The sequence below is a fragment of the Sphingomonas sp. Sph1(2015) genome (assembly GCF_001970915.1).
GTDB classification, from domain to species: Bacteria; Pseudomonadota; Alphaproteobacteria; order Sphingomonadales; family Sphingomonadaceae; genus Sphingomonas; species Sphingomonas parapaucimobilis.
Genome location: NZ_MQUI01000008.1, coordinates 32,251 through 43,785, shown reverse-complemented (window position 1 = coordinate 43,785; position 11,535 = coordinate 32,251). Strand labels below are relative to the sequence as shown.

Annotated in this window: 10 protein-coding genes; 8 read left to right on the top strand and 2 right to left on the bottom strand. The window is 67.2% G+C overall.

Going from position 1 to position 11,535, the window contains the following annotated elements:
* Positions 1–123: 123 nt before the first annotated feature.
* The 7 genes from BSZ14_RS05260 (at position 124) to mgtA (ending at position 8,332) form a co-directional block, all read left to right on the top strand.
* Entirely contained in the window at positions 124–603 is a 480-nt protein-coding gene (locus tag BSZ14_RS05260; protein ID WP_042487920.1) for an Hsp20/alpha crystallin family protein, read from the top strand.
* 10 nt (positions 604–613) lie between these two features.
* Positions 614–1,606 (top strand): zinc-dependent alcohol dehydrogenase family protein, encoded by a 993-nt coding sequence (locus BSZ14_RS05255; protein WP_076710160.1) that lies wholly within the window; start codon positions 614–616, stop codon positions 1,604–1,606.
* Positions 1,607–1,687: 81 nt separating this feature from the next.
* Positions 1,688–1,909, top strand: coding sequence for a hypothetical protein (locus tag BSZ14_RS05250; RefSeq protein ID WP_076710109.1), 222 nt, complete (start codon positions 1,688–1,690; stop codon positions 1,907–1,909).
* A gap of 84 nt (positions 1,910–1,993) precedes the next feature.
* Positions 1,994–2,161 (top strand): hypothetical protein, encoded by a 168-nt coding sequence (locus BSZ14_RS19600; RefSeq protein WP_158069180.1) that lies wholly within the window; start codon positions 1,994–1,996, stop codon positions 2,159–2,161.
* A 2-nt stretch (positions 2,162–2,163) separates the two neighbouring features.
* Entirely contained in the window at positions 2,164–4,536 is a 2,373-nt protein-coding gene (locus tag BSZ14_RS05245) for a phosphoketolase family protein (RefSeq protein WP_076710108.1), read from the top strand.
* A complete protein-coding gene (locus tag BSZ14_RS05240; RefSeq protein ID WP_241823645.1) occupies positions 4,527–5,807 on the top strand; it encodes a glycoside hydrolase family 130 protein in 1,281 nt (426 codons plus the stop codon). Before BSZ14_RS05245 ends, BSZ14_RS05240 begins: the two co-directional genes overlap by 10 nt.
* Positions 5,801–8,332, top strand: a complete 2,532-nt coding sequence (gene mgtA / locus BSZ14_RS05235) for a magnesium-translocating P-type ATPase (protein WP_076710107.1) — start codon at positions 5,801–5,803, stop codon at positions 8,330–8,332. Before BSZ14_RS05240 ends, mgtA begins: the two co-directional genes overlap by 7 nt.
* Before the next feature lie 634 nt (positions 8,333–8,966).
* Here mgtA and BSZ14_RS05230 read toward each other — a convergent pair.
* Both BSZ14_RS05230 and BSZ14_RS05225 read right to left on the bottom strand, forming a co-directional pair.
* Positions 8,967–10,487 (bottom strand): aldehyde dehydrogenase family protein, encoded by a 1,521-nt coding sequence (locus tag BSZ14_RS05230; RefSeq protein WP_076710158.1) that lies wholly within the window; start codon positions 10,485–10,487, stop codon positions 8,967–8,969.
* A gap of 61 nt (positions 10,488–10,548) precedes the next feature.
* Positions 10,549–11,115: an HdeD family acid-resistance protein gene (locus tag BSZ14_RS05225; protein ID WP_139330333.1), complete on the bottom strand. Its 567-nt coding sequence runs from the start codon at positions 11,113–11,115 to the stop codon at positions 10,549–10,551.
* A 257-nt stretch (positions 11,116–11,372) separates the two neighbouring features.
* Here BSZ14_RS05225 and BSZ14_RS19595 point away from each other — a divergent pair, with 257 nt between their 5' ends.
* Entirely contained in the window at positions 11,373–11,525 is a 153-nt protein-coding gene (locus BSZ14_RS19595; protein WP_158069179.1) for a hypothetical protein, read from the top strand.
* The last annotated feature ends 10 nt before the right edge of the window (positions 11,526–11,535 follow it).

The window sequence follows — 11,535 nt, the reverse complement described above, 5'->3', positions numbered from 1 at the left end:
CTGCGCCACGAGCGGTCCCTTCCGATCCTCCAGACCGGGCAACGCGCCTATCCGTAGATTTCCCAATCATCGCGCTATCGGCGGAGGTGTATCGCGACCATCGGCTTTCCACAGGAGACGACGATGCCCGACACCCCCACCGCACCTTCCGCCGCCCTCTCCCCCGCACGGTCCGGCCCGATCGCCTGGCTGCGCAGCGAGATCGATCGGATGGCCGAGGATCTCGGCCGCCCTTCGCGCGACTTCTTCCTGGGCAGCCTGTCGGCGTTCCATTCGCCGCGTATCGACATGCTGGAAAAGGATGGTGCCTATCACCTGACGGCGGAACTGCCCGGCCTGACCGAAAAGGACGTCAACGTCACCGTGACCGACCATGCCCTGGTCATCTCGGGCGAGAAGAAGTCGGACGATGAGCGGCGCGACGACGGCTTCCTGCTGCGCGAACGGCGCTATGGCAGTTTCGAGCGGCACGTCCCCCTGCCCCTCGACGCCAGGGACGATGGGATCGAGGCGCGTTTCGACAAGGGCGTGCTGACGGTCACCGTGCCCAAGGGTGAAGGAGAATCCGCCCGCGGCCGACGGATCGAAATCCACGCGGGCTGACCCCATGGCCATGGCGACGATGATCGCGATGGTCCTCGATGCGCCGGGGCAACCGCTCCGGCGTGTCGAGCGTCCCATCCCGCAGCCAAAGGCCGGTGAGGTCCTGGTCCAGGTCGTCGCGTGCGGCATCTGCCGGACCGACCTGCACATCATCGATGGCGAGGTCCCCGCCCGTTTTCCCATCGTGCCGGGCCACGAGATCGTCGGCCGGGTGATCGCTCTCGGCCCCGGTCCGTCCGGCACGCTGGCGTGCGGCGACTGGGTCGGCATAGCCTGGCTGGGGCATAGCTGCGGCACCTGTCCCTATTGCCGGAGCGGACGCGAAAATGTCTGCGACCAGCCGGGTTCCACGGGCGCGACGCGCGACGGTGGTTTCGCCGCCCATGTCATCGCCGAAGCGGCCTATTGCCTGCCGCTGCCGCCCGCCCTCGCCATGGCCGAGGCCGCGCCCCTGCTCTGCGCCGGGCTGATCGGCTGGCGGGCCTTGCGACGGGCCGGGCAGGCCGACCCGATCGGCATATACGGCTTCGGCGCGGCCGGGCACCTCGTCGCGCCGCTCGCCATCGGGCAGGGTCGACGGGTTCTCGCCTTCACGCGGCCCGGCGATACGGCCCGACAGGCGCTGGCGCGGGAACTGGGCTGCGCCTGGGCGGGCAGTTCCGAAACGGCATCGCCCGTGGCGCTGGACGCCGCACTGATCTTCGCCTCCGATGGGGCGCTGGTCCCCAAGGCGTTGCAGGCGGTCCGCAAGGGAGGCCGGGTAATCTGCGCGGGCATCCATATGAGCGACATTCCGAACTTTCCCTATGCCGATCTGTGGGGCGAGCGCGAGATATGCTCGATCGCCAACCTGACCCGCGAGGACGGCCTGTCGTTCCTGCCCATGGCCGTCGCTTCGGGCCTGACGTCCCGCGTCACGCATTTCCCGCTGGGCGATGCCAATCGCGCCATCCAGGCCGTTCGCGACGGCCGCATCGACGGAGCCGCCCTGTTGCGGCCTTGAGATTTCCCCATCGGGAAAACCACCGATACCCTTCCTCCGCGCCAGGGTAGACACACGGGGCCATGAGGAAGGAGACCCGTGATGATCGAATGGTTCCGCGCGCGTGCCCGTCAGGAACGCAGCTTTGCCCAGCGTGCAACGACATTCGAGGCACGGGCGGCGCACAAGGCGCTGATGGCCATCCTCGTGCGCCACTGCGCCAGCCAGCCCGCCTTGCGCAGATCCCTGTGCAGGCACTGCCCGGTACAGGTCGAGTGCCGACGCTCCGCCCTGCTCGTCGTGACGGGCCGGATCGCCGCGTGATGCCCTCCCCTACGTAGCATTCCGCATCCCGCGCCCCGGCACCGGCCAATAGGATGCACGGACATCACAGGACGCCTTTCCGTCATGATACATCTGTTCGTCACCCTCGCCCAATTCGCCTTGATCCTGCTCAGGGCGATCGTCATGGCTCTGGCCGTCGTCCTGCTGTTCGCCGGTGCCGTGGCCGTCGCGCTGCTGATCCTCCCGATGATCCTGCGTCGCCGCCGGGCATCGGTCGCCGGGGCGGCGTGACCATGTACCGCCTGCCCGAACCGGACCGGATCGACAGCGAACTGGACGCGATCGACGCCTGGTGGCGCGCGGCCAATTACCTGGCGGTCGGGCAAATCTATCTCCTCGACAATCCGTTGCTCCGTCGACCGCTGCTGCCGCAGGACATCAAGCCGCGCCTGCTGGGCCATTGGGGCACGACGCCGGGGCTGACCTTCATCCACGCCCATCTCAACCGCATTCTCCGGCATAATGCGCGGCCGATGCTGTTCGTCTGTGGCCCCGGCCATGGCGGTCCCGCCATGCTCGCCTGCGCGTGGCTCGACGGCGGTTACCAACGCACCTACCCCGAAGTGTCGCGCGACGCGATCGGGATGCAGCGCCTGTTCCGGCAATTTTCCTTCCCCGGCGGCGTGCCCAGCCATATCGGGCCGGAAACGCCCGGATCAATCCATGAAGGCGGCGAGCTCGGCTATTCGCTGGCCCACGCCTTCGGCGCGGCGTTCGACAATCCCGAATTGACCGTCGCCTGCGTCGTGGGCGACGGCGAGGCGGAAACCGGGCCGCTGGCCGCCGCATGGCACTCGATCGCCTTTCTCGATCCCGAGCGCGACGGCGCGGTCCTGCCCATCCTCCACCTGAACGGCTACAAGATCGCCAACCCGACCATATTGGGGCGCATGTCCGATGCGCAGGTCGAGTCCTTTTTCCGGGGACTGGGATATCGGCCGATCATGGTGTCGGGCGATCAGCCGCGCGCGATGCACTGGCTGATGATGGCGGCGCTGAACACCGCCTTTGCCCATATCGACCATATCCAGCATCAGGCGCGGGCGGAAGGAATCCGCTTCGCCCATCCGCCCGACTGGCCGATCATCCTGTTGCGCACGCCGAAGGGCTGGACCGGCCCGCGTCAGGTCGACGGGCTGCGCGTCGAGGATTTCTGGCGCGCCCATCAGGTGCCGATCGCCAATGCTCGCCAGGACGATGCGCACCGCGCCCAGCTGGAGGCGTGGCTGCGCAGCTATCGCCCCGACGAACTTTTCGACGCCGAGGGGCGCCCGATCCCGCTCCTGACCGCGCTCGCCCCGCCCGAGCCGCTGTCGGTCAGCCCTCATGCCGATGGTCGGTCCGGCACGCCGCTGCCCCTGCCCGACTGGCGCGACCATGCGCTGGCGGTGCCCGCCCCCGGCGCGGTACGCGGCGAGGCGACGCGGGCGCTGGGCCATTGGCTGGCCGAGATCATGCGACGCACCGAGGCAACGCGCAATTTCCGCCTGTTCGGCCCCGACGAAACTGTCTCCAACCGACTGGAGGCGGTGCTGGACGTGACGCCCCGCGCCTGGATGGAAGCGACGATGCCCTATGACGAGCATCTCGCGCCCGGCGGCCGGGTGGTGGAGATGCTGTCCGAACATTGCTGCGAAGGGTGGCTGGAGGGCTATGTCCTGACCGGGCGCCATGGCTTGTTCGCCTGTTACGAAGGCTTTGCCCCGATCGTCGATTCGATGATCAACCAGCATGCCAAATGGCTGAAGGTCGCGCGCGGCCTGCCGTGGCGGCATCCGATCGCGTCGCTGAACATCCTGCTGTCGAGCCATGTCTGGCAACAGGATCATAACGGCTTCAGCCATCAGGACCCCGGTTTCATCGACCATGTCGCCAACAAGAAGGCCGATGTGGTGCGCGTCTACCTGCCCCCGGATGCCAACTGCCTGTTGCGGGTGATGAGCCATTGTTTCGAGACCTGGGACCGGATCAACGTCGTCGTCGCGGGCAAGGCCCCGATGCCGCAATGGCTGGATGCCGACGCGGCGGAGGCGCATTGCCGGGCCGGGGCCGCGATCTGGCCCTGGGCGGGCAACGAGAATGACGGCAGGACGCCGGACATCGTGCTCGCCTGTTGTGGCGACGTGCCGACGCTGGAGGCGCTGGCCGCGACCGCCCTGCTGCGAAGCCACTGCCCGGATGTCGTGATGCGCGTCGTCAACATCGTCGACCTCATGGTGTTGCAATCGCCCCGCGCCCATCCGCACGGCCTGTCCGACGCCGCCTTCGACGCGCTGTTCACGACCGACAGGCCGATCCTGTTCGCCTTTCACGGCTATCCGCACCTGATCCACCGGCTGGTCTATCCGCGCACCGGCCATGCCAACATCCATGTGCGGGGCTATACGGAGGAAGGGACGACCACGACGCCGTTCGACATGGTCGTGCGCAATCGCCTGGACCGCTATAGCCTGGCCATTGCCATGATCGACCTGCTGCCGGGGCACGCCGGACGGACCGAAGCGGCGCGGCACCATATGACCCAGGCGCTCGACCGCCATGCCCGGTACATCCTGGACCATGGCGAGGACATGCCCGAGGTCACGGAGTGGCGCTGGTGTCCCTGACCGTCGAGAATCTCCGGGTCATGCTGCGCCCCGATCCGGGCCGCACGGTCCTCCGCCCGTTCATGCCCGCCGACACCCCGCTCGCCGGCCATGCCGCCCGCGAGCATCGCGACGCGGTGATCGACCGCGTTCAGGCCATGCCCGAGGCGATGGTCGTCGCGACCTGTGCCGATCTTCTGCGCCCCGTCATCGCCCGGCACAACGATGCCGAGGCGGTGCTGGATCGCCGGTTCGACCAGATCGCCGCCGACCATCCCGGGCTGACCGGCCTGGGTGTCGATCGGCGACGGCTGATCGGCGCATGCTTCACGGAGGAATATGCCTTCGAGGCGGCGGCGCTGTTCAACCCCTGCATGATCGCCCATCCCGATCAAACGGGCATGGCGGCGGACACGCTGCGCTTCATCCTGTCGCTGCGCGCGGTGGGCGAAGGCCATGTCTCCTCGGTCATCTTCCGCACCGGATCCATCGGCCCAGGCGGCGATATCCTCGTCGATCCCCCCGGCTCCAGTCCGATCGACGCGGCGGTGACCACGCGCGACGGCGAAGGCCTGCGCCTGGACTGCGCGGCGGGCGAGGACCTGTCCGGCGTCGTGCTGTTTCCCGCCAGCCGCGCGCATCGCCACGGCATCGAGGACCTGCGGATGACCGCCTTCCAGGATGGCATGGATCGCCGCTATCTGGGCACGCTGACCGGCGTCGGGACCGAGGGGATACGCCAGGAGATCCTGACGACCCGGGATTTCCGGACCTTCGACCTGTACCCGATCGAAGGCCCCTATGCGGCGACCAAGGGCATGGCGCTCTTCCCGCGTCGCATCTTAAAATTCTACGCGGCCTTGGGGCGGCCGGACCATGAGACGCTCTGGCTGATGACCTCGGACGATCTTCGCCGATGGGACGGGGGAATCCGCGTCGTTGCCCCGGCCTATCCGTGGGAGGCGATCCAGCTGGGCAATTGCGGTTCGCCGATCGAACTGCCCGAGGGGTGGCTGGTCTTGACCCATGGCGTCGGCCCGATGCGATCCTATGCGATCGGCGCCTGCCTGCTCGATCGCGCCAATCCGACGCGGCTGCTCGGCCGTCTGTCCTTCCCCCTGATCGCGGCGGACAGCGATCACTGGGCGGGCTTCGTGCCCAACAGCGTCTATAGCTGCGGCGGCCTGGTCCATCGCGACATGCTCTACATCCCGTACGGCGTCGCCGACTCCTTCGCGACCTTCGCCCGTGTCGGGATCGCCGCACTGCTGGGCGCGATGACCCCGTGCTGACGCCGCGCGCGCCAGCGCGTTTCTGGACGAGCAGCCCCGAGGAGTTGCTGACGAGCCTGAGGGCAAGCCCGACGGGGCTGACCGACGCGCAGGCCGCCGCGCGGTTGCGGGCCGAAGGGGCCAATGCGATCGGCGATCGGCCCAGTCGCGACCTGGCCGATGTGGCGCACCGGCTGACGAACCCGCTGATCCTCGTGCTGCTGGTCGCGGCCGGGATGGCGGGCCTGACCGGCGACGTGGCCAGCCTCGCCATCATCACGCTGGTCGTGGCCGCCTCGATCGCGCTCGACATGGTACAGGAGCACCGGGCGCGCGCCTCGGTCGAGGCATTGCGCCGCTCGATCGCGCTGACCACCCGCGTGCGGCGAGACGGCGTGTGGCGCGAAATACCGGTCGCCAGGCTGGTGCGAGGCGACGTGGTCCAGCTGGCGGCGGGCGACCTGGTCCCGGCCGACGGACTGCTGCTGTCCGCCAAGGCACTTCAGGTCAACCAGGCCGCCATCACCGGCGAGTCCTTCCCGGTGGAGAAGTCCGCCGGTCGCGTCGACTCCGCCGCGATGGCGGATGCGACCAATGCCCTGTTCCAGGGCAGTTCCGTCCTGTCGGGGACCGGCGACATGCTGGTCGTCGCGACGGGCGGGGCGACGCGGTTCGGCGGCATCGCCACCGCCTTGCAGGATGTGACGCCCGCGACCGCCTTCGAGCGCAGGGTGCGGCGGTTCGGCCTGGTGATCGTGCGGGTCACGATGTTCCTCGTCCTCTTCGTGCTGGCGACGCATCTGGCGCTTGGCCGACCGCCGCTGGAATCCTTCCTCTTCGCGCTGGCGCTGGCGGTGGGGCTCACGCCCGAGCTGCTGCCGATGATCATGACCATCTCGCTGGCCCGGGGTGCCGAACGGATGGCGGCCAGCCGGGTCATCGTGAAGCGGCTGTCGGCGATCCATGACCTGGGCACGATGGACGTGCTGTGCACCGACAAGACGGGCACGCTGACCGAGGCCAAGATCGCGCTGGTCGCCCATCCGGCGATCGACGGCATCGACTCTGGGCGCGTGCGCGAACTGGCGGTGGTCAACGCGGCGCTCGAGACGGGCTTGAAGAGCCCGCTCGACGCCGCACTGCTGGACGGCGGCGGGCCGATCACCGGCTGGACCCGCATTGACGAGCGCCCCTTCGATTTCGAGCGGCGCCGGGTGTCGGTGCTGGCCGAGCGGGATGGCCGGCGCTGGGAAATCGTAAAGGGCGCGCCGGAAAGCGTCCTGGCCCAATGCATCGCGTTCGAGGAGGGCGGCGCGGTCCTTCCGCTGGACGATGCGGCGCGCGGGCGGCTGGCCCGGCTGGAGGCCGAGCGATACGCAGCGGGGCTGAGGCTGCTGGCCATCGCCGTCAAGGCCGCGGACGGACAGGACGAGATCGTCGACGAGGCGGGGTTCACGCTGGTCGGCTATTGCGCCTTCGCCGATCCGCCCAAGATCAGCGCGAGCCGCGCGATCGCCGATCTGGGCATGGCCGGGGTGCGGGTGAAGGTCGTCTCCGGCGACAGCCCCGCGGTCGTGCGCCATGTCGTCGCGGCCCTGGGGCTTCAAGCCACCGAGCTGCTGAGCGGGGACGAGATCGCCGGGCTGAGCGATGCCGCGCTGGCGGCGCGGGTCGGGACGGTCGACCTGTATGCGCGGGTCTCGCCCGACCAGAAGACGCGGATCGTCCGCGCTTTGATCGCGCGGGGCCATACGGTCGGCTTTCTGGGCGACGGCATCAACGACGCCCCCGCGATCCGCGCCGCCGATGTCGGCCTGTCGGTGGACGGCGCGACCGACATTGCGCGCGAGGCCGCGGACATGATCCTGCTGGCCCCCGATCTGGAGGTGGTCGCGGCGGGCGTGGCGGAGGGACGGCGGACCTATGCCAATATCATGAAATATATCCGCATGGGGACCAGCTCCAATGTCGGCAACATGGTGACGATGGCGCTGGCGTCGCTGTGGCTGCCCTTCCTGCCGCTGACCCCGGTTCAGGTGCTGCTCAACAACCTGATCTACGACCTGTCGCAGGCCGGGTTGCCGTTCGACCGCACCGATGCCGCCGATGTCGGCCAACCGCAAGGCTGGGACATGCACGCGCTGATCCGCTTCACCGCGATCATGGCGCCGTTATCGTCGGTTTTCGATCTCCTGACCTTTGCAGCGATGCGCCACCTGTTCCACCTCGATCCGGCCGCCTTTCGCACCGGATGGTTCATTGAATCCATGGCGACGCAGATCCTGGTCGTCTTCGTCATCCGCACGCGCGGCCCCTTCTGGCGCAGCCGCCCCGATCCGGTCATGGCGGGATTGCTGTTGGGCGGCCTGGCGCTCGCCGTCGCGCTGCCGCTGTCGCCGCTGGCCGCCGGGCTGGGGTTCGGGCCTTTGCCGCTGCCGGTCTGGGCCTGCGTGAGCGGGCTGGTGCTCGCCTATCTGGCGATGGCGGAGGGGTGCAAGCGCCCCGCCCTGTCCCCTGTGTCGCCTTCTCCGTTGCGATCGGGGTGAGATATCGATCGTCACCCTGTCCGAATAGGTCACGCGTGCCAGACTGACCTGCGCACGCGGCACGCTTTCCGGCACCAGCGCGCCAAGCGCCGGACCGCTCCCGGCAAAGCCATGACGCCGATAGCCTCTGGCGACGACCGATCCGCCAGCGTCGCCGTAACGGTGAAGACGCAAGCTATTTGGTCCGACCATCACGGACACGAGCCCGGGTCATCCCTTGATAGCGAACCCCAAAAAAGGGCGGGACCGCGCCCAGGGGGGGGAGGATCAAGCCGGTCCCGCCAGGAAGAGATGGAGCACTTCGACAACAGCGTGACCGAGAAGCCAGCCGCCACGGTCGCGTCGGGTACGCCGACCGGCATGGTGGCATAGGCCGAACCGGCGACACCGACCAACGCAAGACCAATCGCGGCAAGAAACTTTCAATCCAGCATGAAAACGTCCGCTATCTAAATACTGTCAATATTTCCAACAGAACTCATAATATAGAATCATGACATTCATAATTTGCGGATTGCTATTTTACAGTCTCGCACTATCCGATGCAAATACGTATCTTACACAAGCCCATGTGCGCAGGCGGCCAGAACCCGTCCGTCACCCCATGACAGGCAAGATCATCAGCACACGGCCCTCAGAACAGGCCAAGCGGTCGCTCGTCATAGCTGACGAGAAGATTTTTCACCTGTTGATAATGAGATAGCATCATCCGATGGTTCTCACGACCAAAGCCGGAGTCCTTGTAACCGCCGAACGCCGCATGGGCCGGATAGACATGGTAACAGTTGGTCCAGACCCTTCCGGCCTGTATGCCGCGACCCAGCCGATAGGCGTCGTTGCCATGGCGCGTCCACACCCCGGCCCCCAGTCCATAGCGCGTGTCGTTGGCGATGCGGATGGCATCGTCGCGATCCTTGAAGCGGGTGACGGACAGGACCGGGCCGAATATCTCCTCCTGGAACACGCGCATGGCATTGTCGCCGACAAAGACCGTGGGCTGGACGAAATAGCCATCGTCCAGTTCGCCCCCCGGGCGCAGACGCTCGCCGCCAATCCGGCACTCCGCCCCTTCGCGCCGGCCGATATCGATATAGTCGAGCACCTTGGCGAGCTGACCGGACGAGGCCTGCGGCCCCATTTGCGTGGTGGGCAAGAGCGGATCGCCCACCCGCAGGCAATCGACCTGGGAAAGCGCCTTTTGCAGAAACGGCTCGAAGATACTGTCCTGGATCAGGACCCGGCTGGGACAGGTGCATACCTCGCCCTTGTTGAAGGCGAACATCGCAAAACCCTCGATCGCGCGGGCAAGGAAGTCGTCGTCGCGGTCCATGACGTCGGCTATGAAGATGTTCGGCGACTTTCCGCCAAGCTCCATCGTCTGGGGTATCACATGCTCGGCGGCATAGTGCATGATGGTGCGGCCGGTATCGGTCGATCCGGTGAAGGCGATCTTGGCGACGCGCGGATTCTCGGCGATCGCGCGGCCGACGACATGGCCCGCCCCCGTGACGATGTTCAGGACGCCCGGCGGCAGGATGTCGGCGATCAGGTCGGCCACCATCATCAGCGTCAGGGACGTCTGCTCGGCCGGTTTGATGACCACGCAATTCCCGGCAGCCAAAGCGGGCGCGATCTTCCACGCCGCCATCAACAGCGGAAAGTTCCAGGGTATGATCTGACCGACCACGCCCAGCGGCTCGTTGAAGTGATAGGCGACGGTATCGGAATCGATGACCGAAACCGCACCTTCCTCGGCGCGGATGCACCCGGCGAAATAGCGGAAATGGTCGATCGCGAGCGGCAGGTCGGCGCTGCGCGTCTCACGGATCGGCTTGCCGTTGTCGATCGTCTCCGCCAGCGCCAGGCTTTCGAGATGGGCCTCGATCCGATCGGCTATGCGCAACAGCAACGTAGCCCGCTCGGCGGGGGAACGATCGCCCCATGCCGCACGGGCGCGCCACGCCGCGTCCACCGCCAGTTCGACATCGCGCGCGGTCGACTCGGCGAATTGCACGATCGGACGCCCGTTGATGGGGCTGTGGTCGGTGAAATATCCGCCGTCCACCGGCTCGACCCAGCGCCCGCCGATGAAGTTTTCGTACCGCGTCGTCCGCATCCCATCGGCGCGGAGACGCGTGATCGTCTCGTCGAACATGACATTCTCTCCTTGGACTGCGATGGCGGAAAGGCCCCGGCGCGGCCCGCGAACGGCCGCCTTATCGCGCGGACCGGGCATCCAGCGTGAAGCCCAGCAGCATCAGGGCCATGCCTTCGAAACCGAGATTGGTCGCCAGGATCAGACCCAGCGTCCAGAAACCGATGCTGGGCCAGGTCAGGGCGATGCAGCCCGCCGCCGCCAGGCTGATGACGCCTGACAGCAGAATGGCCTGACGCCCCGACATGGCGTGATAGGCCGCGAAGGCGCAGCGCAGGCCCCCGGACATCAGCAAAAGCCCCATCGACCACATCATCAGGACCCTCTTGTTGAACAGAAGGTCGTGCAACAGGCCGAACGACACGACGAGATAGGCGACAGCACCCAGGAAGAAGGTTGCCGTCCAGAGCCGGGAACGGATTCCTATGGCGTAGAACAGCATCAGCGTGCCACCGGCCGCGACGACGGCGCCGACGATGTAGCGGGCCTGGATCGTCGTGATGAACAAGTCGATCAGGGCGACGACGCCGCTGACCATCGCGACCCCGCCAACCCCGATATACCAGTTCCTGGCCTCAAAGTTGATCGCGGCCTGCGCTGTGCCCGTTCGCGTTACGGTGTTCGCCATGACCACCTCTCCGTTCATCCGACAAGCAGCGTGATAGCGAGCCCGACATCAATCCGCCGTCCGTATTGTCCCGGATGCTCCACCGCATCCCGCAGGGCCGATGTTCGCATCGCGGCTGGCTGGCATATCGCGGCTGGGGCACGCAGGCTGGTCCATGCGATGGGACGACAGGCAGGATCATCTGGCTGATCGCGATCGCCACCCTGGCCTAGCGACGCATCGACGGCATCGTCATCAGGCACGCCATCCAGCCTGGCGTGAGGGCGGTCTCCACCCATGTCCTGGCGCAGATCGGACATACTGACCGGAACGGGATCCCCGCCAAGGTGGACGAACTCGACATTCCCCACCTGTCCATGTGGGCCAGCGCGCATGGCTGCCCTCCAAAGCATGGCCCGGCCGCGTGGTGACGGCGCGAGT

What these genes read in the sequence shown, in the direction of transcription:
- BSZ14_RS05230 (WP_076710158.1), bottom strand. Translation starts at nt 10,487, where the DNA reads ATGTTCGACGAGACGATCACGCGTCTCCGCGCCGATGGGATGCGGACG.
- BSZ14_RS05260 (WP_042487920.1), top strand. Translation starts at nt 124, where the DNA reads ATGCCCGACACCCCCACCGCACCTTCCGCCGCCCTCTCCCCCGCACGG.
- BSZ14_RS05245 (WP_076710108.1), top strand. Translation starts at nt 2,164, where the DNA reads ATGTACCGCCTGCCCGAACCGGACCGGATCGACAGCGAACTGGACGCG.
- BSZ14_RS05255 (WP_076710160.1), top strand. Translation starts at nt 614, where the DNA reads ATGGCGACGATGATCGCGATGGTCCTCGATGCGCCGGGGCAACCGCTC.
- BSZ14_RS05250 (WP_076710109.1), top strand. Translation starts at nt 1,688, where the DNA reads ATGATCGAATGGTTCCGCGCGCGTGCCCGTCAGGAACGCAGCTTTGCC.
- BSZ14_RS05225 (WP_139330333.1), bottom strand. Translation starts at nt 11,115, where the DNA reads ATGGCGAACACCGTAACGCGAACGGGCACAGCGCAGGCCGCGATCAAC.
- BSZ14_RS19600 (WP_158069180.1), top strand. Translation starts at nt 1,994, where the DNA reads ATGATACATCTGTTCGTCACCCTCGCCCAATTCGCCTTGATCCTGCTC.